Annotated in this window: 21 protein-coding genes; 15 read left to right on the top strand and 6 right to left on the bottom strand. The window is 40.8% G+C overall.

Translation table 11 applies throughout. The features are described from left to right. Positions 1 to 42: 42 nt before the first annotated feature. Both QVH07_RS03975 and QVH07_RS03980 read left to right on the top strand, forming a co-directional pair. A complete protein-coding gene (locus QVH07_RS03975; protein WP_289998851.1) occupies positions 43 to 1017 on the top strand; it encodes a KpsF/GutQ family sugar-phosphate isomerase in 975 nt (324 codons plus the stop codon). Then, positions 1017 to 2096, top strand: a complete 1080-nt coding sequence (locus QVH07_RS03980; RefSeq protein ID WP_289998852.1) for a mannose-1-phosphate guanylyltransferase — start codon at positions 1017 to 1019, stop codon at positions 2094 to 2096. The genes QVH07_RS03975 and QVH07_RS03980 overlap by 1 nt, the downstream gene beginning before the upstream one ends. Here QVH07_RS03980 and rlmB read toward each other — a convergent pair whose 3' ends face one another. Then, positions 2097 to 2873, bottom strand: a complete 777-nt coding sequence (gene rlmB / locus QVH07_RS03985; protein WP_289998853.1) for a 23S rRNA (guanosine(2251)-2'-O)-methyltransferase RlmB — start codon at positions 2871 to 2873, stop codon at positions 2097 to 2099. Beyond that, positions 2846 to 4123, bottom strand: a complete 1278-nt coding sequence (locus tag QVH07_RS03990; protein WP_289998854.1) for a GWxTD domain-containing protein — start codon at positions 4121 to 4123, stop codon at positions 2846 to 2848. The genes rlmB and QVH07_RS03990 overlap by 28 nt, the downstream gene beginning before the upstream one ends. A 16-nt stretch (positions 4124 to 4139) precedes the next feature. Here QVH07_RS03990 and QVH07_RS03995 point away from each other — a divergent pair, with 16 nt between their 5' ends. Beyond that, a complete protein-coding gene (locus QVH07_RS03995; RefSeq protein ID WP_289998855.1) occupies positions 4140 to 4916 on the top strand; it encodes a class I SAM-dependent methyltransferase in 777 nt (258 codons plus the stop codon). Positions 4917 to 4949: 33 nt separating this feature from the next. On the opposite strand, the gene QVH07_RS04000 is transcribed toward QVH07_RS03995, so the two are convergent. After that, positions 4950 to 7931, bottom strand: coding sequence for a glycosyltransferase family 117 protein (locus tag QVH07_RS04000; protein WP_289998856.1), 2982 nt, complete (start codon positions 7929 to 7931; stop codon positions 4950 to 4952). Positions 7932 to 8098: 167 nt separating this feature from the next. Between QVH07_RS04000 and trxA the strand changes: the two genes are divergently transcribed. The 8 genes from trxA (at position 8099) to QVH07_RS04040 (ending at position 15683) form a co-directional block, all read left to right on the top strand. Beyond that, on the top strand, positions 8099 to 8419 hold the full coding sequence (trxA, locus tag QVH07_RS04005; RefSeq protein ID WP_289998857.1) for a thioredoxin: 321 nt from the start codon (positions 8099 to 8101) through the stop codon (positions 8417 to 8419). Between the two features lie 62 nt (positions 8420 to 8481). Continuing rightward, positions 8482 to 9903, top strand: a complete 1422-nt coding sequence (locus tag QVH07_RS04010; RefSeq protein ID WP_289998858.1) for an MBL fold metallo-hydrolase — start codon at positions 8482 to 8484, stop codon at positions 9901 to 9903. Between the two features lie 84 nt (positions 9904 to 9987). Beyond that, a complete protein-coding gene (locus QVH07_RS04015; RefSeq protein WP_289998859.1) occupies positions 9988 to 10569 on the top strand; it encodes a YeeE/YedE family protein in 582 nt (193 codons plus the stop codon). Positions 10570 to 10579: 10 nt separating this feature from the next. Next, positions 10580 to 11071 (top strand): DUF6691 family protein, encoded by a 492-nt coding sequence (locus tag QVH07_RS04020; protein WP_435367056.1) that lies wholly within the window; start codon positions 10580 to 10582, stop codon positions 11069 to 11071. A 239-nt stretch (positions 11072 to 11310) separates the two neighbouring features. Then, positions 11311 to 12471: an MFS transporter gene (locus QVH07_RS04025; RefSeq protein ID WP_289998861.1), complete on the top strand. Its 1161-nt coding sequence runs from the start codon at positions 11311 to 11313 to the stop codon at positions 12469 to 12471. Further along, entirely contained in the window at positions 12472 to 13191 is a 720-nt protein-coding gene (locus QVH07_RS04030; protein ID WP_289998862.1) for an acyl-[acyl-carrier-protein] thioesterase, read from the top strand. An 81-nt stretch (positions 13192 to 13272) separates the two neighbouring features. Continuing rightward, complete coding sequence (locus tag QVH07_RS04035; RefSeq protein WP_289998863.1) at positions 13273 to 14331, top strand: c-type cytochrome; 1059 nt, start codon at positions 13273 to 13275, stop codon at positions 14329 to 14331. Then, the gene (locus QVH07_RS04040; RefSeq protein ID WP_289998864.1) at positions 14328 to 15683 is read left to right on the top strand and encodes a hypothetical protein; all 1356 of its coding nucleotides are present in this window, start codon (positions 14328 to 14330) and stop codon (positions 15681 to 15683) included. Before QVH07_RS04035 ends, QVH07_RS04040 begins: the two co-directional genes overlap by 4 nt. Here QVH07_RS04040 and QVH07_RS04045 read toward each other — a convergent pair. Next, positions 15673 to 16665 carry a 2-hydroxyacid dehydrogenase gene (locus QVH07_RS04045; RefSeq protein ID WP_289998865.1) on the bottom strand — a complete coding sequence of 331 codons (993 nt, stop codon included), beginning with the start codon at positions 16663 to 16665 and terminating at the stop codon, positions 15673 to 15675. The genes QVH07_RS04040 and QVH07_RS04045 overlap by 11 nt on opposite strands. An 87-nt stretch (positions 16666 to 16752) precedes the next feature. Between QVH07_RS04045 and QVH07_RS04050 the strand changes: the two genes are divergently transcribed. Then, positions 16753 to 17202, top strand: a complete 450-nt coding sequence (locus QVH07_RS04050; RefSeq protein ID WP_289998866.1) for a Dabb family protein — start codon at positions 16753 to 16755, stop codon at positions 17200 to 17202. Here QVH07_RS04050 and QVH07_RS04055 read toward each other — a convergent pair whose 3' ends face one another. Next, entirely contained in the window at positions 17203 to 17610 is a 408-nt protein-coding gene (locus QVH07_RS04055) for a hypothetical protein (RefSeq protein ID WP_289998867.1), read from the bottom strand. Between the two features lie 71 nt (positions 17611 to 17681). Here QVH07_RS04055 and QVH07_RS04060 point away from each other — a divergent pair, with 71 nt between their 5' ends. Then, positions 17682 to 18290, top strand: a complete 609-nt coding sequence (locus tag QVH07_RS04060; RefSeq protein ID WP_289998868.1) for an alpha-ketoglutarate-dependent dioxygenase AlkB family protein — start codon at positions 17682 to 17684, stop codon at positions 18288 to 18290. 44 nt (positions 18291 to 18334) lie between these two features. Here the strand turns inward: QVH07_RS04060 and msrA are convergent, their stop codons facing one another. Beyond that, entirely contained in the window at positions 18335 to 19420 is a 1086-nt protein-coding gene (msrA, locus tag QVH07_RS04065) for a peptide-methionine (S)-S-oxide reductase MsrA (RefSeq protein ID WP_289998869.1), read from the bottom strand. A gap of 281 nt (positions 19421 to 19701) precedes the next feature. Here msrA and QVH07_RS04070 point away from each other — a divergent pair, with 281 nt between their 5' ends. Then, positions 19702 to 22362: a PQQ-dependent sugar dehydrogenase gene (locus tag QVH07_RS04070; protein ID WP_289998870.1), complete on the top strand. Its 2661-nt coding sequence runs from the start codon at positions 19702 to 19704 to the stop codon at positions 22360 to 22362. Between the two features lie 14 nt (positions 22363 to 22376). After that, on the top strand, positions 22377 to 24518 hold the full coding sequence (locus QVH07_RS04075) for a TonB-dependent receptor (RefSeq protein WP_289998871.1): 2142 nt from the start codon (positions 22377 to 22379) through the stop codon (positions 24516 to 24518). Positions 24519 to 24520: the final 2 nt, after the last annotated feature.

The raw sequence follows: 24520 nt of genomic DNA on the forward strand, positions 1-24520 counted from the left end.
CCTAGTTTAATATACCTTTGTCTAGGCCAAATCAGGCAACAGATGGATAATAATTTAACTAAAAATATTAAAAAAACCGCGGTAAGGGTTCTTCTTAATGAGGCTCAGGCCATTAAGAAAATCGCTGGATATATCGATGATGATTTTGAAGCTTGTGTATTAAAGATATTAGATTGTAAAGGCCGGGTGGTAGTAACCGGAATTGGGAAAAGCGCGATCATCGCCAATAAAATTGTAGCTACATTAAACTCTACAGGTACTCCGGCAATGTACATGCATGCGGCTGATGCCATTCATGGAGATCTGGGTATGGTACAGAAGGATGATGTGGTCATTTGTATCTCAAAGAGCGGTAATACGCCTGAAATCAAGGTATTGGTTCCTTTGCTTAAAAAATTGGGATCGGTTCTGGTTGGTTTGGTGAGTAATACCGAAAGCTATTTAGCTGAGCGGGCTGACTTTGTTCTGAATGCCACGGTGGGAGAGGAGGCCTGTCCAAATAATCTTGCTCCGACCACAAGTACCACGGCCCACCTAGCAATGGGAGATGCTTTGGCGGTATGCCTCTTAGAAGCTAAAGGTTTCACGGCTAAAGATTTTGCCAAATATCATCCCGGCGGATCCTTAGGAAAGCAACTTTACCTAAAGGTTGGTGATTTAATTCCAAAGATGGATCCACCTTCGGTTCATGAAACCGCAGATTTAAGAGCCGTAATAGTAGAAATTTCAGGAAAGCGCCTGGGTGCCACTTCTGTGGTAAATGACCAGCAAAAAGTGGTGGGAATTATTACCGACGGAGATCTTAGAAGAATGCTTGAAAAAACTCTGGATGTGAAGGATATTTTGGCCAGAGATGTGATGACTCCTAAACCCAAAAGCATCTCTGTAGATGAATATGCCATTAGAGCCTTGAACCTAATGAAAAACAATAATATTACTCAATTGGTCGCGATGGATGGTGATAAATTGGCTGGATTCATACATATTCATGATTTGATGAAGGAAGGAATTGTATAATGGCCAATCGAAAAAAAACATACATCGTCATCATGGCTGGTGGCATAGGTGCGAGATTTTGGCCATATAGTCGCCGACATAAACCCAAGCAATTTTTAGATGTTCTCGGAGAAGGAAGATCCCTTCTTCAGATGACTTTCGATCGATTCAAAGAAATGGCTTCTCCTGATCGATTTATAGTTATTACATATGGAAAATACCTCGATCAGGTAAAGGAACAATTGCCTGAACTTGACGAAAATCAGATTCTTTGTGAGCCATCCAGAAAAAATACGGCAACCTGCATAGCATATGCGACCTATAGAATTTATTCAAAAGACCCGGATGCATCGCTAATAATTACTCCGGCAGATCACCTGATTTTAGAAGGTGAAAAGTTTCATCAGGTCATGCATAAAGCCTTAAGAGCTTCCCAGCATGGTCAAAGATTAGTCACTATTGGAATAAAGCCTACAAGACCAGAGACGGGATACGGTTATATCCAGTACGTCCAAGAAAAAAATTTCGATGTCTTAAAAGTGAAAACTTTTACTGAAAAGCCTGATTTGGAATTGGCTAAAACTTTTCTGAAAAGTGGAGATTTTCTCTGGAACTCTGGGATTTTTATCTGGAAGGCTGAAAGTCTTATTTCTGCCCTGAAGACTTATTTACCTGATACTGCCGAGGTTTTTGAAGATGGTTTGAATTCACTCAATACTTCGAAAGAGGCAGAATTTATTCGGAATGCCTATGCGCTGGTTAAGAATATTTCTATTGACTTTGGGGTGATGGAAAAATCTGATCAGGTCTATGTGATTCCTGCCGATATAGGTTGGTCAGACCTGGGCTCATGGCAAAGCCTTCATGACATAAGAACAAAGGATCCGGATGGAAATGTCATAGACGGAAATACCATACTTTATGATACCAAGGGAAGTTTCATCCGACTGGATAATGATAAGCTAGTCATGGTCAAAGGGCTTGAAAACTACCTTATTGTGGAGGAAAATAATGTGCTTTTGATTTGTCCTATTGATTCTGAAAAAGAATTCAGACAATTCGTAGCGGACGCAAAGAAAAAAGATAGTCGCTATATCTAATTAGCTTTGCCTCTGGCGCATAGCTTCATAGATCACTACTCCAGCAGAAACAGAAACATTAAGACTATCAATTTCTCCCTGCATAGGGATCTTCACCTTAGAATCAGCTATGTTCAAAAGATCCGCAGAAATCCCGTCTTCTTCTGAACCCATGACCAATGCTGTGGGAACGCTCATGTCAGCTTCATACATCAATTGATCGGTTTTTTCTGTCACTGCCAAAAGCACTAAGCCTGACTTTTGTAAATCACGACAGGTGTAAAAGAGATTTTTCACTCTCACTACTGGTAAGAAATTTAAAGCTCCTGCAGAGGTTTTGATGGCATCAGAATTAATTTGAGCACTTCCTTTTTCAGGGATAATAATAGCATGAACTCCTGCACACTCTGCTGTCCTCGCTATCGCTCCAAAGTTTCTGACATCAGTAATTCGATCCAGAATCAGAATTAACGGAGCTTGGCCATTGGAATAGCAGGTTTCAATGACATGATCAAGGGAAGCATAGGTTAAGGCAGATACAAGAGCTAATGACCCTTGATGATTTTTTCTGGTTATCCGATTCAGTTTTCCTTCTGGAACACGAACTACGGGGATGCTTTGCGTTTTGCAGAGCTTGATTAATTCCTTGGTTAGATCGTTGTTAATTTCCTTTTGAATCAGGACTTTATCGATGTCCTTTCCTGAATGAATGGCCTCAATTACAACTCTGGTTCCAAAAATAAAATCTTTATCCTGGGCATTTTTTTCGATTAAAAAGCCATCCTTCCGTTTCTCCATTCCGAAATATTTTTGAACCATATTGGCTGATAGGCTCTAGAGCGATTCAGCGTATAATAGTGGGGTGTCAATACATTTTTTATCCGTGCAAAGGTAAATTTAATTTTTGAAGCTTGGCTATCCCCTCCATAAGTCCACACCTCTCTATCTTCAAAAAAATTAACCTCATTTGGTGGACCCATCACAATGTAAACCATTCCCCGGTCCGTTTTCCATCCTTCTTTGAAGTCAGTGAAGAGAATATTGGCAAACTCAATCTGTCTAAAATATTCGCGAATAACTTCCTTAGCGGTATCTGGATTTCGGGTCATACCGATCCAATATTCGTCAAGGGCCTTCTTTTTATCCTCAGCCTCTAATAATTCTTCGTGCTCTTTACGAGTGGAAATGTAAGTAACGATATCCACCATTTCTTCCCAATCTTTTACCTTCGGAAAAGCTTCATGAGTGGTCTTAATCATTAATCCTCCGAGTTCGCTGGTATCCGTTTGGAAGAAATAGTAACCTTCCTCATCCAGACTTCTGGGTATGTTTTCTACGAAATCACCTTTATCTATCACTTCCAGTTCCTTTGGAACATTTGCAGGTCTGGTTTCCATTGGTGGGTATGGGATGGAAAAATCTATCGGATAGAAAAATGAGTGAATGCTGGGACCATCAAAGGAATCGAAGAGCAAGGATTGACTTTGATTGATATAAGTTTGATCAAAGGCTACTCCATTGGCATAGAAAGCTCCCAATCGAGGCTGATCGTAAACATACGATCCTTTTAGGTCAATATGGTATAAATATTCGTCGCCCTGTCGGGTGTCCAATACAGAAAGAAGAGCAATCTGGGTATCGACATCTTCTGGAAGAATCACTTCTTTTTCGAAAACCCAGTGGCGTTCAGTGTCCATGCTCAGGTCATTCTCGGACAAGAGGATGATTTTATCCTCAGTGATCTCCTGATCATAAGAATCAAGTAAAGTATAGGAGAAATTGAATGCATCAAATGAAGGGTTTTGTTCAATTTTTTCTACCTGCATTAGCAGCTTGAAAGAATTTGTCCTGGTCTGAATTGGGATGATTTTGAGACCAAGTCTTGAATATCTTGAATATCGTAGAGACTGATCCAAAGTCTCTAAGGTCCGCTGAGCTTTGGCTGTAAAGCCAAAGAGAAAAAAGAAACAAAAAAGGGCGGTAAGAAGAAGTTTACCTGGATTCATGTGGTCTAGTTGGGATTCAGAAATTTCGCTTACTTTTGCCAAAATAGTAAAATTTTATATGGCTACCTATACAACGGAAATTGCCTCTGACAAGTTGGTAAGTGATAATCCAATCCATCAAAGATTGTTAAAAGCGTATATCGCTGCTAAGCCTTGGATTTCTGGAAAATTACTTGAAGTTGGCTGTGGTGAAGGTAGGGGAGTGGACATTCTTTTGCCCCTGGCGGAAGATTACTTAGGGATTGATAAGATCGGTGAGGTTATTGATAGTCTTCAAAAAAAGCATCTGAAAACTAAATTTGAGCAAGCCGTAATACCCCCGTTTTCAACGATTGAGGATTCTTCTTTTAATACTGTGGTGAGTTTTCAGGTAATCGAACATATTCAAGACGATAAACTTTTTCTGGAGGAAATTTACCGTGTACTTAAGCCCGGTGGAATTGCTATTATCTCCACCCCGAATATCAACTTTACTCTTTCAAGAAATCCTTGGCATATCCGGGAGTATAAACCGGAACAACTTACCAAGCTTTGCAATGAAGTGTTTGATCAGGTGGAGTCAAGAGGAATTGGTGGTAATAAAAAAGTATGGGCTTACCATGAAGCCAATCGTGTGTCTGTGCAGAAGATTATGCAATATGATATCTTCAATCTGCAGTATCGATTACCAGCCAGCCTACTCAAAATTCCTTATGAAATTTTAAATAGAAGGAATAGAAACAAACTCCATAAACAACAAGGCCAATCGGTCACTGACATTACTCAGGAGGATTATCTTCTGATTGATGATGCCTCAAAGGCCTTGGATTTATTTTATATCCTTCACAAGAAATAAAAAAGGCGGTTGAATTTTCAACCGCCTTATCTTTTACCTCCTTGGGAGATCACCCTCAAATTCCTGTGGTCCCAGGTATTGTTCCAAGCGGCGACGGTATTCATCTGCCAGATCTTGATATCCTCTTTCCTGAAGTAAAGGAATAAAGTACCTCACCATTTCTATGGAAATCAGGATTTCACGATCATAGTCTCGATTTTCCTGATCGTAAAACTCTATCATATCCAAAGATTTCTTGGCTACTTTTTCTATAATTTCAAGGGCTTTGTCTTCTTCACCGACTTCGAAGAATAAAGGAACCGATTGGCCGCTGGCCAAATCATAAGGCACTCCTTCATCTGGCATGACCTCCAGGCCATAATTGAGAAGATCTCTGGCTTTATCCATTTGATTCTCATCCAAGAGGGCGATGACAATTGAATTCAGAGCACTTCTATGATTTGAGACAAAGCGTCTGTATTCTTCATCATAATATCTATCTGAATTATCCAAGTCGCGGAATTTGAATACTTCAGTGAAGTTTTCGTAGGCCAAATTTGTATTTACTAATTCCTCTCGAATAAATGGAGGTTTTTGAATGGGTAGCAGACGATAAGTCAGGCCTTCCATCACCACATGATCATCAAGATTCAAACCTATGGTGGCTAAAGAAGTATTATTGAAATAGATTGGTCTTTCCCAATTATTATTTGCGATTAAATCCACCAGCATCAGGTTGCCCTTGGTTAAGTATTGACCTTTCACCTGTAAGTTCATCTGGTTGGTAAAAAGACTTTTAAACTGTGGTGGAACTATCTCATCATTATTTACAAAGCTACTGTCTACATCAAGTATTAAATTCCTGGAAGGAACCATATTCACAATGCTTTTTCCACCTGTTTGTAGATTAAGCCTTTTGTCGTTATTTCGCAAAAGGGTTAAATAGGCTCTCACAGAGATTGCAGAATTATCATCCTCTCCTGTTACATAAAGAACATCATTAGTGCCTTTTTTATAATTCTCAGAAGTCAGAGAGAATGGCAATGCCTCAGAGTCATCCACAGATCGGGCCATTTGCTCTACATACCAATCAGTATCAAAGTAGCTCAAAACAATTACCCTGACATCGGTTCTGAAACCCTCTACTTCCTGTACATACCAAAGCGGGAAAGTATCATTATCTCCACCAGTGAACAGAATGGCATTTGGGGCGCAGGATTCCAGGAAGTTCCTAGCGGCATCAACTGAAAAGTATCTTCCGGTTCGGTTGTGATCATCCCAATTAACTGCACCCATTAAACCTGCAATAGGTAAGGTGAGCAGGGTGGCTGCTATTCCAGCCGTGCCTAGATTTTTACTGTATTTGGCTATTCCATGAGCAATACCCAGCACCCCCATTCCTATCCAGATAGCGAAAGCATAGAAACTACCCACATATATGTAATCACGCTCTCTCGGTTCCACAGGTGGTGAATTCAGGTAAAGTACCAGAATTGCCCCCATCATTAGAAAGAGCATTAGATTCACATAAAATGAATTGGGGTCTTTTCTTGCCTGAAAGAAGAATCCTACAAGACCTAGAATCAAAGGAAGCATGAAATACTGGTTGTGCCCTTTGTTCTCTTTAATGTAGTCCGGAAACTTATCACTGAAAGCGTCTGTCAATCCAATCCATGGAGCATCGCTGAAATCTGACTCTCTTCCAGAGAAATTCCACATGAAATATCGGAAGTACATTTGACCTAGCTGATGGGAGAACATGAAATAAAGATTGTCTCCAAATGTGGGGTCTTGCCCTTCACGTAGTCCTAATTTCTGTCTGTAGATTCGTTTATGATTTTCCTGGGTGGAATAAACTCTAGGGAGGATGGTGGTTTTCTCAGGCTCGTAGGTGTTGACTAATGAATAATCTACGATTTCGTACTTGTCTTTCCCTTTTGCATAAATCGGAGCCCCTTCTTCCTGATCCACAAGCCTTGCTGTGAAATACTGACCATGTAAAAGTGGCCTGTAGCCATATTGCTCTCGCTTTAAATATGAAACATAGCTAATTATATCCTTTGGAGCATTTTCATTAATCACTGGGTCCTGATTTGCCCGAATGACTATGAGGGCGTAGCTACCGTAACCGATCAAAATGAAAGTCAGTGAAAGTAATGCTGTATTCAGAATGGCTAACTCCTTTTTTGCAGAATATCTAAAAGCGTAAATTAGAGCGCCGAAGAATAGTATCGCGAAGAAAATAATGCCTGAACCGAAGGGAAGCCCCAGTGAGTTCACAAAGAAAATCTCCATGCTTCCTGCCACACTTGGAAGTCCCGGAATGATGAGATTATTTATAATTACCAAAACTACTCCACCTAGTAAGAAGGCTATTATTCCTCCTTTCAAAGTGATTTTACTGGTCTTTTTGAAATAGTAGATTAGGGCCAAAGCCGGTAAGGTTACCAAATTCAGCAAATGGACACCAATAGAAAGTCCTACTAAATAGGCGATGAAAATCAACCAACGGTTTTCCTCCTTTGGATCCTTTATAACATCCCACTTCAGAACAGCCCAAATGACTATTGCGGTAAAGAATGAAGACATAGAATATACCTCCGCCTCAACAGCTGAAAACCAAAAGCTATCGGAGAAAGTGTAACACAAGGATCCAACAATTCCTGCACCCATCAGGCTTATGGTTTGGCCTTTGGTTTCTTCATTCGGTTTAATCCCAAACAGTCTCTGTCCAAATAGGGTAATGGACCAAAACAAAAAAAGAACAGTAAAACCCGAAAACAAGGCACTACCTATATTCATCCAATATGCGATCTCCAGAGAATCACCTAATGCTAAAAAGCTAAAGAACCGATAAACCAGAAGGAAGAATGGTGCTCCAGGTGGGTGTGGCACGGAAAGCTTGTAGGATGCAGCTATAAACTCCCCCGGATCCCAGAAGCTCGCTGTATCTTCTACCGTTAGAACAAAAACCAAAGTGGCCAGACCGAAAACGACCCAGCCAGTTATATTATTAATGCGTTTGAAATTCAACATTTAGTCTCTTTTTGGCAGGGCGAAAATAAAAAAATAATAACCAAACACGGTTTTTTTAGCACTTTTTAAACGATATCCCCGGCATGCTCCGATTATGTGACTTTCGTTACCTTTTCGAACTATCAAAGACCTTACTTTTGTTACCGATGAGATTAAATAATCGTCTTATGAAAGAGAAAGCTAAAACATTTCAAGAATTAATAGAAGGGGATCAACCGGTCTTAGTCGACTTTTTTGCGACTTGGTGCGGACCCTGTAAAATGATGCAACCGATCCTTGAAGACACTTCCAGAGCCTTGGGTGACAAGGTAAAGATCGTAAAAGTGGACGTGGATCGTAATCAAATGGCAGCCAGTAAATTTCAGGTTCGTGGAGTACCCACTTTAATTCTTTTCCAACAAGGAAAAATCTTATGGCGGGAATCAGGAGTTTTACCTGCACATCAATTAACTGGTATTATCGAAAATAAAATTATGGAGACCGCATGATGAAAGTCATTGGTCTGGACAATAGGAATAAATAACTTTTAAAAACAGAAATATATTAAGCTATGAAAATCGAGCAAATTTATACAGGATGTCTTGCGCAAGGTGCGTATTACATCGAATCAGAAGGTGAAGCAGCCGTAATTGATCCATTAAGAGAGGTTCAACCTTACATTGAGAAGGCAGAGCGTAGAAATGCCAAGATCAAATATGTCTTTGAAACACACTTCCATGCAGACTTTGTATCAGGTCACCAAGACCTTGCAGAGAAAACTGGTGCTAAGATCGTTTATGGTCCTACTGGTATGAAACTAGGTTTTGATGCCTTAATCGCTGAGGATAATCAGGAATTCACTCTTGGAAAAATCAAAATCAAGTTGCTTCATACGCCTGGTCACACTATGGAAAGTTCATGCTATCTTCTTTACAATGAGGAGGGAAAAGCTGAAGCCATCTTCACTGGAGACACACTATTTATTGGAGATGTAGGAAGACCAGATTTGGCCCAAAAAGTAATTTCTGATTTAACCCAGGAGAAACTAGCAGGTCATCTTTATGACTCTTTAAGAGAAAAGATCATGCCTTTAGCTGACGATATCATCGTGTATCCAGCCCATGGTGCAGGTTCTGCCTGTGGTAAAAACATGAGCAAGGAGACTTCTGATACTCTAGGCAATCAAAAGAAGACCAATTATGCCCTTCAAGATATGACCAAGGAGGAATTCATTAAAGAATTAATCACTGGATTGACACCTCCTCCGGCATATTTCCCTCAAAATGTGATGATGAATATCGAAGGTTATGATAGCATCGATACGGTGATGAAGAGAGGAATAAATCCTTTAACTCCTGAGGAGTTTGAGGTGGCTGCGAATGAGACTGGAGCTTTGATTTTAGATACCAGGGACCCTCAGGTTTTTGCTAAGGAGTTTATCCCAAATTCTGTGAATATTGGTATTGACGGAAGCTTTGCCGTATGGGTAGGAGCCATGATTCCTGATGTGAAGCAGGAGATTCTTGTAGTTGCTGATGAAGGCCGCGAGGAAGAAGTGATTACCCGTCTTGCTAGAGTGGGATATGATTTTTCTTTGGGTTACCTAAAAGGGGGAATAGCTTCTTGGAAATCTGCGGGTAAAGAAATTGATTCTATAAAGTCTGTATCTGTGGAAGAGCTTGCTGAAATTAAAAAGGAAAACCCTGATGCGACAATTCTTGATGTTCGCAAGAAGTCTGAATACGATTCAGAGCATGTCTTGGATGCAGAGAATGCTCCTTTAGATTATCTCAACGATAGCATGGCTCAAATCGACAAGGATAAAGAGTACTATGTACATTGTGCAGGTGGATATCGGTCCATGATCTTTACTTCTGCACTTCGGGCAAGAGGCTTTGATAAGCTCATTGATATCGATGGTGGGTTTAAAGCCATCAAAGAATCAGGCAAATTTGAAGTTTCAGATTACGTTTGCCCAACTACCCTTCTATAAGTTTGGGTAATGGATTAGAAAATCATTTATGTATTAATTAAAGGGCTGAATCATTCAGCCCTTTTTAAACACTAATCAATAGAAATGAACGACTTTATTAATTGGCTCTCGCAGCCCTGGCCTTGGTATGTGGCTGGCCCTATGATTGGATTGACTGTGCCGGCCCTTCTCATATTAGGGAATAAAACCTTCGGTATTTCTTCTTCCTTAAGACACGTCTGTGCGATGTGTGTCCCAGCAGGGATCCCCTTCTTTACATATAACTGGAAAAAGGAAATGTGGAATCTACTATTTGTACTAGGAGTATTGATTGGCGGCTTTGTAGCAACCAACTTCTTGGCAAACCCTGATTCAATTATTGTTTCAGAAGCAACTCAGGCAGATTTGAAAGCATTAGGTGTTACTGATTTTGGCAACCTATTGCCAGCTGACATTTTCTCCTGGGAGAATCTATTTACTGCCAAAGGGCTTCTGTTCTTTGTGATTGGAGGATTTTTGGTAGGTTTTGGAACTCGCTATGCGGGTGGCTGTACTTCTGGACATGCAATCATGGGAATCAGTTCTCTGCAATGGCAGTCGGTGCTAGCCACGGTTTTCTTTATGATCGGAGGTTTCTTGATGACGCACGTTTTGCTTGAGCCTTTAATGAAATTGGTAGGATTTTAATTGATAAATGATGAAAGTAGTAGAAAAGCCAACAACGATACAGGATCCTCATTGTGAGGCTCCCAACTTAAGAAAGCACGAAGACAAGGGACTTGAATTGCTGAAATACTTGATTTTGGGTGTTCTTTTCGGAATTGTCTTTGTCAAAGCTGAGATTATTTCCTGGTTCCGAATTCAGGAAATGTTTAGACTTCAATCTTTCCACATGTATGGAGTGATTGGGTCAGCAGTGGTGACGGGGATTATCTCGATACAAATCATCAAACGGTTTAATATTAAGACCATTCATGGTGAGACCATCAATATTCCAAAGAAGGAATTTAGAAAAGGACAGGTGATCGGAGGTTTCATCTTCGGTCTAGGATGGGCCTTGACCGGAGCATGTCCAGGACCCTTGTTCGCCCAGATTGGTAGTGGATACACTGTGGTGCTGGTCACTCTGATAAGTGCATTGGTAGGTACTTGGGTCTACGGAAAGTTTTCGAATAAACTTCCGAATTGATGTCAGAAAAATAGTCAAAGCCGATTTTAACAAATCGGCTTTTTTTTAGTCAAAAACCCGCTTAATCACAAAGCGAATAAAAAAAATGATGACAACAACTATAGACCCTACAATGACAAATTCCATATCTACACTTTGCGTAAGAAACACAAGTATGCCCAAATAGTTTTTTATATCTCTGGTCCACTATTTCCACATTGATATTATTACCTTTTCGCTTTCTTAAGACCTGAATATTTATGCACTCATTTGGGAAGCGAAAATTAGCCTTGGGTAGCCTGTTTTTCTTTTTGGGCTTATGCTTCGGAAGCTGGGCCTCCAGAATTCCTGATATCCAATCGAATTTTGATCTTTCGGAAGGGGAGTTAGGATCACTTTTACTTTGCCTTCCTTTTGGCTCTTTAATTGGACTCCCTATCGCAGGCTGGTTGGTTCATCAGTATGGGAGTAAGGTTGTTATTACAATTGGAGGGATTTTTTATGCTGTTTCATTAGCACTAGTGGGTTGGAGCCCTAGCCCGTGGGTATTGGTACCCATTTTAGTTTTTTTCGGCCTTTTAGGAAATGTGATGAATATCGCGGTGAATACTCAGGCTATTGCTCTGGAAGATGATGTAGGAAAAAGCATCATCGCAACTTTTCATGGGCTTTGGAGTTCGGCTGGATTTGTTGGCGCAGGGGTAGGAGCTGGAATGATTTTGCTCTCGCTTAATCCTGCGATTCATTTTTCGATAATTATGGGTTTTTCCGTTTTGGTTCTTCTAACTGCACGACCATTTATCGTGAAGGAGAAGAATACTCATGCTGGGGGAGGATTAATTATTAAAAAACCAGATGACCTTCTTCTTCGAGTTGGGATGATCTCGTTTCTGGGTATGATGTGCGAAGGCTGTATGTTTGATTGGAGTGGTGTTTATTTCAAAAAGGTAGTGATGGCAGATCCGTCTTGGGTAATCACAGGATATGTGGTGTTTATGGGAGCCATGTCTTCAGGTAGGTTCCTTTCTGATCTACTGACTAGAAAAATAGGAAAAATAAAGATCATCCGCTTCAGCGGCTTTTTGATCTTTACAGGGCTGGCCATTGCCGTCCTATTTCCCACTTTTTGGGTTTCCACTTTTGCCTTTCTTCTCGTGGGATTTGGAGTTGCAGCAATTGTTCCCATGTCTTATAGCATTGCAGGTCGGTCTCGTCTTTACTCTCCGGGTGTGGCTTTGGCTCTTGTCTCTACTATAGCCTTTTTTGGATTTTTGATCGGACCACCCTTGATTGGGTTTATTGCTGATATTTTTAATCTTCAGGTCTCATTTGCATTAATTGCCTTGAATGGACTGGGAATAATGATTCTTTCAAGTTATCGCAAAGAGGTTTTTGAAGTAAATACACAGAAATTAAGCTAAATGAATAAAGACTTAAGGGGGTTTCAATTTTCCATAGAAGCCGAAGTCCAATCGTTTCAGGTTCGTCCTGATGGCAAAATCTGGTTACATGCATTAGCGGATTGGTTTCAGGAAATTGCTTGGAGACATGCTAATTCGGGAGGTTTCGGTACAGAAATCAATCAATCCCAGCTAATGTGGGCCCTGGCCAGATTAGAAATCAAGGCAAAAAAGCTCCCAACCTGGGGTGACAATTTTAAGCTTTATACAGCTGGAAGAGGGGTGAATAAAATTTTTGCCTTTCGTGAGTTTCTCCTGACTGATTCAGAAGGAGAAAAACTCGTGGAAGGGATGAGCAGCTGGTTGCTTCTAGATTCAGCTACTAAGCGACCTAAAAACCCAGAAGTGGTTTTGCCGGAAAGCCTTTTTGACCCCAAACTGAAACCGAATTGGGAGCCAGAAAAAATAAGAGTACTGAATGGAGACTTTTCCATCAGGCACAAGAAAGTCGAGCCGACTGATGTTGATCTTTACCAGCACGTGAATAACACTAGTTATTTACGCTGGGCAGAAAATATAACCTATTCCGAAAGGGAACCGGCTAAGCACTGCTTGATCAATTATCTTTCAGAAAGCCACCTTGGAGATGAGCTGGATATCAGGCAATTACCCACAGGTTCTGGGCATTACTTGGAAGGTGCTATCCAGGGTATCAAAGTCTTTACCAGCTTATGGAATTGAGTGTTTTCATGGTTAATCCTGTGATATTCATCACATGAATTGCCTTGGGCAAGGGCTAATTTTGTAATATTAATTAGCGTTATGAATAAGCCTTCAGATTCTATACTCCAGCTCATTGTTTTAATGATCAGTCTTTTGGTGTTGACAGTGGGCCTTACACTTGTGGCGGGTGTCACGGTTTTCCTTTCCATGTCGGATTATGATTTTTCTGAATTCATAGAAGAGGAAAATATTCCCTTAACGGAAATCCCAGCCGTTGTGGTGTCCAAAGCTCTGGCAGATCCATCAGAAATGTGGTTACCACCAGAATGGTCCACGGTGGATAATGAGCCCAATGCAGATGAAATCAAATATGGCAAGGATCTATTAGCAAACACCGCTGATTATTTGGGTCCTCAAGGAAAGGTTCTCCAAATCTCTAATGGTTTGAATTGCCAAAATTGCCATCTGGATGCCGGCCGTATTCCGTTGGGAAATAATTTTGGAGGAGTAGCTTCTATGTATCCAAAGATTCGAAATCGATCGGGAGAAATGGAAGATATTCCAAAGCGCATAAATGACTGCTTTGAGCGAAGCTTAAATGGGGATAAGCTTGACGTGAATGGCAAAGAAATGAAGGCGATGTTGGCCTATATGACTTGGCTAGGGAAGGATGTGCCCAAAGGAGTAAAGCCGAATGGAGCCGGACTATACAGTGTCCCTCTTCTGGATAGGGCTGCGGATCCTGTGAAAGGAAAAATTGTTTATGATAACCAGTGCAAAAGCTGTCACATGGAAGATGGACAGGGAATGCTTGCCATGGATGGCAGGACTTATGTTTATCCTCCGCTGTGGGGAGAGCATAGCTATAATGACAAAGCAGGTCTTTACCGGATGTCCCGATTTGCAGGATATGTGAAAGCCAATATGCCATTTGGTGTGACTTACGAAAACCCAATTCTCACAGATGAAGAGGCCTGGGATGTAGCTGCTTACGTAAATAGCTTAGAGAGACCAACTAAAAATATGTCTGGTGACTGGCCCGATATTTCTAAAAAGCCAATGGATCATCCCTTCGGTCCCTACGCCGATTCCTTCTCTGAAGAAGAACACAAATACGGACCCTATCAAGCAATAATTAAGGCGAAAGAACAGCAATGAAAAGAGTCTTAATCCTTTTAGTGTGGCTTGTCATTTTCTCACAAGCCTGGGCTCAGGATGTCCAAAAAGTTAAACTTAGCCCTGACATTCACTTCAGAACCTTCTGGATGAGCACCTCTTATCCAAGCGATTTTAAGGATGATTATGCTTTGGGCGCTAGCCTAAATCTCGGGGGTAAAGCAAAGTATAAAGGCTTTGAATTCCATGCTGGATATAGAGTTTTTGGTAATTTAGTCAGCTCTGATATCTGGAAGCCGGACCCAGTTTCAGGTCAAGGAAATCGCTATGAAACCGGTTTATTTGACCTTTTAAACCCTGGGGATAATTATTTTGGAAAACTAGAGATTTTCAATCTTAAATATGAGGGGAAAAACTGGGGAGGTCAGATTGGGAGGTTTGGGATAAATACTCCTTGGATAAACCCTCAAGATGGTCGTCTTTCTCCCACCGGAGTGGAGGGTCTGACTTTTTGGGTGAAACCAGAATCATTTAATATTCAAGCCTGGTGGATAAATCAAATGAGTATCAGGGGAACTTCAGAATGGTTGCACATTGGTCAGAGTATAGGTGTTTATCCTAAGGGGCGTGATATTTCTGGAAAGCCATCATCTTATGCTGGAAATACCTCTTCAGATTATATTTTCATAATTCAGGTTTCAAAAGATTTTGAGTCAGGAAGTAATCTCGGCTTCACCCAGACTCTGGTACAGAATATTTCCAACACATTCACTTTAGATTATAAAACCTCATGGGATAGCCCGAAGCTGAATGGAAAATGGATTGGGGCATTACAGGCAGGATATCAGCATGGGATTTCCCAAGGAGGTAATAAAGATTCCGAGTTCAGGTATAAGAACCCTAATGATCAGAATGCATATCTATCAGGAAGTTTTGGGATTCAATCCCAAGCTTGGACGCATAAAATGGGTCTTACCTATTTGGATGGGAATGGTCGCTGGCTGAGCCCAAGGGAATGGGGAAAAGACCCTTGGATGACCTTTATTCCAAGGGAGAGAAACGAGGGTTTTGAAAATGTTTTCGCTACCACCTGGTATAGCCAATATTCCTTTAAAAATTTGCCACTTTCCGTATATGGACACTTTGGAATTCATATCCTTCCGGATATAGATGATGCTGCTGCAAACAAGTATAATTTCCCTTCCTATAGGCAAATAAATTTGGGCATAAAATATAATCCGGAGACTTTTGGACGATTAAATTTCCATCTTCTTGCCATGAATAAGGAAGCCCTCGGAAATGACCCATTGGAAGCGAATCAGCTTTACAATAAGGTTGGGATGTGGCACATCAACCTGATGATTAATTATTATCTCAGCAAGTTTAAACCTTGATTTCGTTCTCAAGGCTTACTCCTGCTTCGAGCTGGTCAAGGTTAAACAATGTCACACGGGTAATCTCTGCTAAAGCCTCATGGGTCAAAAAAGCTTGGTGACCTGTGATCAAAACATTTGGGAATGTCATGAGTCTTGTGATCTGTTCGTCCATTAGGATTTCCTCAGATAAATTCTCAAAGAACAGATTTTCTTCCTGCTCATAGACGTCAATTCCTAGAAACCCAATTTTTTTATGCTTCAGGCCGCTGATTGCATCCTTCGTATTGATCAGTCCTCCTCGACTTGTATTGATTAAAGTGACCCCATCTTTCATTGTTGCCAAGGAATCCTTGTTGATTAGATGATGAGTTTGAGCGGTCAAGGGGCAATGCAAAGAAACTATGTCACTCTTATCCAAAACTTCTTGTAGGTCTAAGAATTTCACCCCGATCTTTTTTAACTTTTCATTCGGGTATAAATCAAAGGCAATTACCTCACAGCCGAATCCAAGCGCAATTTTCGCAAAAGCCTTACCTATAGCTCCGGTTCCAATTACCCCGACGGTTTTACCATGAAGATTGAACCCCGTTAATCCTGCTAAAGAAAAATTGTTTTCCCGGACTCTGTTGTATGCTTTATGTGTCTTTCGACTCAACGCAAGGATAAGAGCCATGGCATGCTCGGCCACCGCTTCAGGACTATATGCAGGAACCCTACAAATCTTAATTCCTAACTCTTTTACACTTTGGAGGTCCACCTGATTGAAACCAGCACATCGAAGTACAATGTTGTTGATTCCACAATTCTTCAGTCTTTTTAAGACCAATGGAGTCAAATGGTCATTTACGAAACTGCATACTGCGTCATGACCCTCTGCTAGCTTTGCTGTTTCTTTGTCCAGCTTCGCTTCAAAAAATGTGAATTTATGATTGGAGTTTTTGAGCTGAGCTTCAAAACTGTTTTGCTCATAGGGTTTTGTATTAAAAAAAGCTACTTTCACAGAAATAGAGTTAATTGAAACAGGTTCAATTTAGAGAACCAGTCTTATCAGAATAAAGCTTGATCTAAATTTTAAAAAGTATTTAGTATGAAAAAAATATTTCTATTTGTTTCGGCAGGAATCATTTTATTTAGTTGTTCCGAAAAATCTGAAATTCAAGAAATCGAGGAAAATTACGATAAGGGATTAGTTATGGAAGATAATCAAGAGATGGAAAAAAACAATCCTGACTCAGTGCTCCGACATGGAGTATACTTCTCCTTTAAGGAAGGAACCTCTCCCGAACAAATCAAAGAAATTGTGGATGCTTTCAGGGATTTACAAAATAAAATACCAGGAATTGAAAAGTTTGAATGGGGTGAAAATTCAAGTCCAGAAGGATTGAACAGAGGCTTGACCCATGCCTTTACCTTGACCTTCTACTCAGATAAGGCGAGAGACGAATACCTACCTCATCCTGATCATAAGGCCTTTGGTGACTTACTCACCCCTCATCTTAAAGAGGTATTGGTGGTCGATTACTGGACTAGAGAATAACTACTGGCTGAAAGGGAGTTCAGTGTTGGTTTGACCGGGAGAATCTTTTACTGTCAAAACCTCAATGACCAGAAAATTACTCGTACCCCTCCAGGGAAGCATTCCGTTAAATTCTTCATAGCGAAGTTCGACAAACTTTCCTGATGATCTCTCTAGTTGCTCGGCGACTTTTTCATCAGTCACGCTAAATCTGAATTCATTACTCTGAAGTTCTCCGGCATTTGGACTTTGGAAACCTTCCTGGACCACCCTGCCTTCATAAGTTTTGAAAATCACCCCTTTTTTTACGAAGTAATTCAGACTTCCGGCTTTGACGCCTTCACCAAAAACAAAGAAAAATTTGTACCAAATTATGCCAGTAAATATGACAATGATGATCAGACCGAAAATCCAGGCTACCTTTTTCATGAAATAGTACGTCGTTTTGCTTTCGAAAAATAGGCAATAAAACTTATGATTTCCTAGCAGGTTAAATCTCCATGCAGCAAAAACTTTTCTTTGATTCAGTGAATAACCTTATCCCTTTCGATGGAGAAGCAGATTATTTTCCAGAGTTCTTTACAAAGGAAGAAAGTGCTCGGCATTTTTTGGATCTACGGCAAAAGGTCATTTGGAAACAAGAACCTATAAAAATTTTCGGAAAAGAGGTGATGCAGCCCAGGCTGACTGCCCTTTACGGAAATCCTGATATTCCCTACGGATATTCAGGAATTGAGATGGAGTCACATGAATGGATACCAGTCTTACAAGGCATCAAAAATAGGGTAGAGGATTTGGCAGGTCAGGAGTTTACGCACGTATTGCTAAACTATTATCGTGATGGTCAGGATTCCATGGGTTGGCACAGAGATAATGAATCGGTTTTGGGCAAGAATCCAGTGATCGCTTCTGTAAGTTTTGGTGAGGAAAGAGAGTTCCAATTCAGGCACTATGAAAGAAAGCAAATCAAAAGAAAAATTATGCTTCAAAATGGAAGCCTTCTAATCATGAAAGGAGCTACACAGCATTTTTGGGAGCATCAATTACCCAAGAGGAAAAGAGTTTCCAGGCCCAGAATAAACCTGACCTTTCGAAAAATATTGACATAAAAAAGCCCTGAAAATCCATTTCCGGGCTTTTTTAGATTTTAAACCTATTCCACTAACCAAATAAACTCTCCGTATCCTTCGGCTTCCATTTGATCCTTAGGTATAAACCTCATGGCTGCAGAATTCATACAGTAACGAAGGTTAGTTGGCTCTGGTCCATCATAAAAGACATGTCCAAGGTGGCTATTTCCCAACTTACTTCTGACTTCTACTCGAGTCATTCCTAATGTTTTATCAACAGGCTTGTCGATGATTCTGGCATCAATTGGTTTGGTGAAACTAGGCCAGCCAGATCCGGATTCATACTTATCCTTACTGCTGAAAAGTGGTGCACCTGAAACTATACACACGTAGATTCCTTCCTCCTTATTTCCGTTGTATTCATTGGAAAAAGCGTATTCGGTAGCATCTTCCATGGTTACTTCATACTGAAGCGGAGTTAAGGTTTCCTTAAGTTCTGACTTACTTTTGGCAGTATATTTATCCGAACTTAATTCTGGCCAGTGTTTTTTGATAAAGGCATCTCGGCCTGAACCTGTTCGGTAAGCATAGTACTCTGTTGGGTTCTTTTTATAATAGTCCTGATGGTAATCCTCAGCTGGGTAGAAATTTGTGTATTTGATAATTGGTGTAGCCACTTTTTTGTCGAGTCTCCCAGAATTATCTAGAGCTTTTTTAGACTCTGTTGCTACCTTTTTTTGCTCTGAGTCATGGAAGAAAATGGCTGATTCGTATTGACTACCTCTATCGTAAAAAGATCCTCCCACATCTGTAGGGTCAAAAGTCTGCCAGAAAATATCTACCAGTTCGGAGTAACTAATGACTTCAGGGTCAAAGGTGATTTGGACTGACTCTCGGTGGGAGGTCATTCCGCTTGCCACTTCATTGTAAGTTGGGTTCTTTTCTTTTCCACCAGCATATCCACTGATTACAGAAATAACTCCATCTATTCCTTCGAAAGGTGCTTCTACGCACCAAAAACAACCTCCCGCGAAAGTGGCTAACTCGGTTTTTCCTGAAAACTGAGCCACTTCCTGTACTTCAGGAGTCGCTTCGGATTCTGCCTGCTGTGGTGAGGAACAAGCTCCAATCACAGCGACAATTAGTGTGGTTAAGATTGATGTAAACATAGGGTTTGATTTCATTTGGGTATCTACGGATTTATGTTTCGTGTCTTAAACAAGTTAATTTTAATTTGTGTTCATCGCTTAGACGCAAGTTTGGTTCTTTAGATTTTCTTATGGTGATAAAAGTTGTTAAGCTGATCTTCCAAAAGATCAGTGCATGTCTGCTTTTAAAGACCATTGAAATAACAGAAAACCCGAAGGACAGGTTTTTCTTGGGCATTTAAAAAAGTGAACTGACTTAGACCTCCCTTTGATTATCTTCGAAGTCCTAATTCAGTAAACCCATGAATCTCAGATTACTTTCAATTCTTATTTTCCTACTGGCCTTTGCCTGCTCAGCCCCTAAGGTTGAAGATCCTTTTGCTGAAGTGAAACCAGAGGAAACCCGCTTCACAAAAATTGCTTTGGTGGAAGGACTGAATGAGCCGATGGAGCTAGAAGTCCTAAAAAATGGGGATATCCTTTTCATTGAAAGGAATGGATCCATTAAAAGGTTCTATAGATCAGATAACGAGTTGGTAGAAATCGGTTTTCTTGAGGTTTATCCTGATGGGGAAGATGGTTTATTAGGGTTGGCCAAGGATCCTAATTTTGAGGAAAATCAGTGGATTTACCTATACTATGCTCCACTTGATGGTCCTCCCATTAATCGACTCTCTAGATTTACTTTGGTGGAAGGCCTTCTAGATAGAAGTACTGAAATAATTATGCTTGAAGTCCCTGTATTCAGGGGTTGCTGCCACTCCGGTGGCTCTGTTGAGTTTGATGGAGAAGGAAACCTTTATGTTTCGCTTGGGGATGATAGCACACCATTTGAATCGGATAATTACAACCCGATTGATGAAAGACCAGGAAGACCGGCCAATGTGGATGCACAGCGTTCATCAGGAAATACAAATGATTTAAGGGGAAGCATAATCCGAATTACCCCACAGCCTAATGGTACTTATACTATTCCCGAAGGAAATTTATTTCCCGAAGGTACTCCTAATGCCAGACCAGAGATCTATGTAAAAGGAAATCGAAATCCATACAGAATTTCTATTGATCAGAGAAATGGCAATCTTTTCTGGGGGGAAGTTGGTCCGGACGCGGATGTAGATAGTATGAGACGTGGTCCAAAAGGCCATGATGAAATAAATCTGGCTACCAAGGCAGGGTTCTTCGGTTGGCCTTATTTCGTTGGAAATAATAAACCATACTGGAAATACGACTTTGCAAAGCAGGAAAGTCTATTTGAATTTGATCCTAACGCACCTGAAAATACAAGCCCAAACAGCACAGGACTTACCCTTTTGCCAAAAGCTCAGCCCGCTTTGATTTGGTACCCTTATCGGGAATCTGAAGAATTTCCAATGTTAGGAGAGGGCGGGAGAAATGCTATGGCTGGTCCAGTTTACTATCGCGAGGATTACGAGAATAGTGAAGTTCGATTTCCTGGATATTTTGATGAGAAGGTTTTCATCTACGATTGGATGAGAAATTGGATTTTTACGGTCTCTTTGACCGAGAATTTCGAGTATGATACCATGGAAAGGTTTATGCCATCTACGGTTTTTGATAAGCCTGTGGATATGCAGTTTGGCCCAGATGGGGCTCTGTATCTCTTGGAATATGGAACTTTCTGGAGAGCTCAAAATGACGATTCAGGCCTTTATGTTATTGAATTTGCTCCTGGAAACAGAAAACCAATTGCGAAGGCATCAGCTTCTGTCCAAAAGGGAGCAGCTCCACTATCAGTGAATTTTTCTTCAGAAGGCAGTCAGGATTTTGATCCTGAAGATCAATTGTCGTATTCGTGGAATTTCGGAGATGGAGGGACTTCAGAAGAAAAAAATCCTGTGCATGTTTTTCAAGAAAACGGAACGTACGATGCTACCTTAACTATCACTGATTCGGAGGGCTTGTCTTCTGAATCCAAACTAAAGGTAGAGGTTGGTAATACGCCTCCATTTGTGGCCATAGAGTGGTCAGGCAATACAAGCTTCTTCTTTGATGATGAAAAAATAAATTATGAGGTTCAGGTGATGGATCCTGAAGACGGTGAAATCAATGAAGATGAAATTTCCTTTTCCATCGATTATCTGGAAGGTGGTTTTGATCTAATCCAGACTGGGCATCAAGAGGAAGAGATTTCGATCGGTGAGACTTATATTAATGAGTCTGGATGTAAGGGCTGTCATGCCATAGCAAATGAGTCAGTAGGTCCTAGCTACACAGAGGTTTCTAAAAAATACCTGAATCAAGCAGACGCGTCTGGATATCTTTATGACAAGATCAAAAATGGAAGTGGAGGAGTCTGGGGCGAAAGAATAATGCCTGCTCATTCTCATATTGAAGATGGAAAAATAGAGCAGATGGTAGACTTTATTTTGACTTTGGAAAATCCGGATTTCAAGAACGAAAAATTGCCACTTTCAGGAATCTACTCCTTAGATGAGCCTAACAAAAAAGAAGGTTACTATTTTGTTCAGGCTGCCTATTCGGATAAGGGTGGTAATGGTATTGCTCCGATCAGGAGCCAAAGTCAGTTAGTTTTACGTCATCCCGTGGTTCCAGCGGTTCAGGCTGATGAATATAAGGGAAGCGCTAAAGCGAATACCGATGTGGATCAGTTCCTAAAGTTCACTGAAAATAATAGCTGGATGAGGATGGAAAGGGTCGACTTGAAAGATATCAAAGGCCTGGAATTCATGTTGAACCCTGGATCCGTGGAGGGTTCGATTGTCGTAAAGGCCGGGTCTCTCGATGGTCCAATTATCGCCTCCACCCAGGTGTTAAGTCAGGCTTCCAGACCTGCGGGCTCCAAGCGGAATTGGTTTCCTGTGGAAGTAAAATTGCAGGAGTCTGGGGACATTCAAGACCTTTATTTTATCTTCGAGGCCAATTCTGATGTTTCCATTTGGAATACCTTTAACCTGTACTCAATTCAATTCAAAAAATAATTTTCAATTCACCCATGAAAAAAGAAATCACCCAACTGGGTCTGGTCATTCTATTGGTTTTTGTATCGGCCTTTTCGGCCAAAGCTCAAACCAATGATACCATTCCTGAAAGACAGCTGGATCAGGTCACTGTGGAGGCTCAAAAACAACCAGAGGATCTACAAAAAGTGCCCTTTTCGGTTTCCGCACTTGATGCAGAACAAATCGAAAGACAAAATATCTGGAATGTTCGCGAGCTACGTTCCATAGTACCTAATCTTTATTTTGCTAATCCCGGAGATAACAGAAATGTTATTTCTATGAGAGGAATTACTACTACTTCTTACGAGCCGGCTGTGGCCACTTACGTGGATGGAGTCAATCAGTTTGGTCTAGATACTTATTTTTTCACACTGAACGATATTGAGAGCATTGAAGTGCTTCGTGGTCCGCAGGGAACCCTGTATGGGAGAAATGCCATGGGCGGAGTAATAAACATTAAGACCAAAAAGCAATCAGAAAGACTCACAGGCTTTGCCAAGGTGGCTTTTGGTAATTATGGTCTGACTCGAGCTTCTGTAGGTGTCAAAACGATGATAAAGCCCGAGAAAATTTACTTCGGTGTTTCTGCAGTGACAGAAGGACTTGATGGTTATTACACGAATCTGTATAATGACTCCAACTTTGATAAGCAAAGGGTAACAAATTTTAATTCGGATTTGCTCTTCTACTTCAATAAGGGATGGGAACTGGCTTTGAACTTTAAGTCCACAGCAAACAGAAATAATGGTCCATTTGCTTTGGCACCGGATCCTGATTCTGCTCGGGAAAATCCTTTTGTGGTGAATCAAAACGCTACTACCGAAATGGTAGATAATACTACCAATACTTCAATGGTGATCAAGAAGAAATGGGAAAACCTGGAATTCTCCTCCATTACAGCTTATCAGACTAATTGGAGATACTATCGTGAGCCAATCGATGGAGATTTTAGCCCTATCGATGCCGTTTCTATTGTTAATAATTATGGTAAGGATTGGAATACCAACAAAATCTGGACACAGGAATTCAGGCTTGCTGGAAACTCTGACAGGTTGAACTGGCAGGTTGGTTTATTCGGATTCAGCTCAGATGCTCCCACACGTCAAGGAATATTCTTTGGTGAGGATGCAGGTCTGATTGGTTCTCCAATAACCAATTTCACCAACATAAGTACCAATATTCAAGGTTCTACCGGCCTAGCTGTTTTCGGTCAGGCTGCTTATCAACTTTCTGACAAATTCATCCTGACTGGTGGTTTACGACTTGATTACGAAGAAAAGGAATTGACCGTTGGTCAGGAGCTAGATTTCGGAGCTGGTGACCCAATGGTCACCCAACCGGATACTACAGGAACGGTGGATTTTACTGCTGTGACTCCTAAGGTTTCTCTGGCTTATGCTTCATCAGAAACATCTAATTGGTATTTAAGCTATAGCAGAGGATATAGACCAGGTGGATTGACACAGATAGGCTCTGACCCATCTCAACCACCACTTTTTGCTTATGATCCAGAATTCTCAAATAATTTTGAAATAGGAGTGAAAAACTTCTTCGCTCAAAGAAGAATTCGTTGGAATGTCTCTGCTTTCTTATCTGGAATTTCTGATGTTCAGGTACCTGCCTTGATTTTACCTGATGCTATTGTAATTACGAGCAATGCGGGTGATGTGACCAGCCAAGGTATTGAATCTGAGTTTACAGCATTACTCACTGGAAACTTGGTTTTTGACTGGAATTTTGGGTACACCAATGCCACCTATGATGAACTAGTACTTCCGGGTGAAGATGGTGAGGTGGACTACTCTGGAAATAAGCAAATATTTACACCTGAATACACTTCGTTCGTAGGTTTGGAATGGACGCCACAGTTTTTTAATTCTTCTACTGCACGATGGTTTGTAAGAGGAGAATGGCAAGCCTTTGGAGAGCAATTTTACAATCTTGAAAACACCATTTCCCAGGATTCTTTCAGTCTGCTGAATGCTAAAGCAGGGGTTACTGGCCGAGTTTGGGAGGTGTATTTCTGGGCAAGAAATATTACCGATGAGGTCTATGTGGATTATGCCTATAATTTTGGCGCTTCTCATTTAGGAAATCCAGCTACCTTCGGCGGAGAAGTAGTGTTCAGATTCTGATC

Source organism: Algoriphagus sediminis (assembly GCF_030403435.1).
Classification (GTDB): domain Bacteria; phylum Bacteroidota; class Bacteroidia; order Cytophagales; family Cyclobacteriaceae; genus Algoriphagus; species Algoriphagus sediminis.

What these genes read in the sequence shown, in the direction of transcription:
- QVH07_RS04070 (WP_289998870.1), top strand. Translation starts at nt 19,702, where the DNA reads ATGAATCTCAGATTACTTTCAATTCTTATTTTCCTACTGGCCTTTGCC.
- QVH07_RS04050 (WP_289998866.1), top strand. Translation starts at nt 16,753, where the DNA reads ATGAAAAAAATATTTCTATTTGTTTCGGCAGGAATCATTTTATTTAGT.
- QVH07_RS04075 (WP_289998871.1), top strand. Translation starts at nt 22,377, where the DNA reads ATGAAAAAAGAAATCACCCAACTGGGTCTGGTCATTCTATTGGTTTTT.
- QVH07_RS04055 (WP_289998867.1), bottom strand. Translation starts at nt 17,610, where the DNA reads ATGAAAAAGGTAGCCTGGATTTTCGGTCTGATCATCATTGTCATATTT.
- QVH07_RS04040 (WP_289998864.1), top strand. Translation starts at nt 14,328, where the DNA reads ATGAAAAGAGTCTTAATCCTTTTAGTGTGGCTTGTCATTTTCTCACAA.
- QVH07_RS04030 (WP_289998862.1), top strand. Translation starts at nt 12,472, where the DNA reads ATGAATAAAGACTTAAGGGGGTTTCAATTTTCCATAGAAGCCGAAGTC.
- QVH07_RS04000 (WP_289998856.1), bottom strand. Translation starts at nt 7,931, where the DNA reads ATGTTGAATTTCAAACGCATTAATAATATAACTGGCTGGGTCGTTTTC.
- QVH07_RS03980 (WP_289998852.1), top strand. Translation starts at nt 1,017, where the DNA reads ATGGCCAATCGAAAAAAAACATACATCGTCATCATGGCTGGTGGCATA.
- trxA (WP_289998857.1), top strand. Translation starts at nt 8,099, where the DNA reads ATGAAAGAGAAAGCTAAAACATTTCAAGAATTAATAGAAGGGGATCAA.
- QVH07_RS04015 (WP_289998859.1), top strand. Translation starts at nt 9,988, where the DNA reads ATGAACGACTTTATTAATTGGCTCTCGCAGCCCTGGCCTTGGTATGTG.
- QVH07_RS03975 (WP_289998851.1), top strand. Translation starts at nt 43, where the DNA reads ATGGATAATAATTTAACTAAAAATATTAAAAAAACCGCGGTAAGGGTT.
- rlmB (WP_289998853.1), bottom strand. Translation starts at nt 2,873, where the DNA reads ATGGAGAAACGGAAGGATGGCTTTTTAATCGAAAAAAATGCCCAGGAT.
- QVH07_RS04010 (WP_289998858.1), top strand. Translation starts at nt 8,482, where the DNA reads ATGAAAATCGAGCAAATTTATACAGGATGTCTTGCGCAAGGTGCGTAT.
- QVH07_RS04060 (WP_289998868.1), top strand. Translation starts at nt 17,682, where the DNA reads ATGCAGCAAAAACTTTTCTTTGATTCAGTGAATAACCTTATCCCTTTC.
- QVH07_RS04020 (WP_435367056.1), top strand. Translation starts at nt 10,580, where the DNA reads ATGAAAGTAGTAGAAAAGCCAACAACGATACAGGATCCTCATTGTGAG.
- msrA (WP_289998869.1), bottom strand. Translation starts at nt 19,420, where the DNA reads ATGTTTACATCAATCTTAACCACACTAATTGTCGCTGTGATTGGAGCT.
- QVH07_RS04025 (WP_289998861.1), top strand. Translation starts at nt 11,311, where the DNA reads ATGCACTCATTTGGGAAGCGAAAATTAGCCTTGGGTAGCCTGTTTTTC.
- QVH07_RS04035 (WP_289998863.1), top strand. Translation starts at nt 13,273, where the DNA reads ATGAATAAGCCTTCAGATTCTATACTCCAGCTCATTGTTTTAATGATC.
- QVH07_RS03995 (WP_289998855.1), top strand. Translation starts at nt 4,140, where the DNA reads ATGGCTACCTATACAACGGAAATTGCCTCTGACAAGTTGGTAAGTGAT.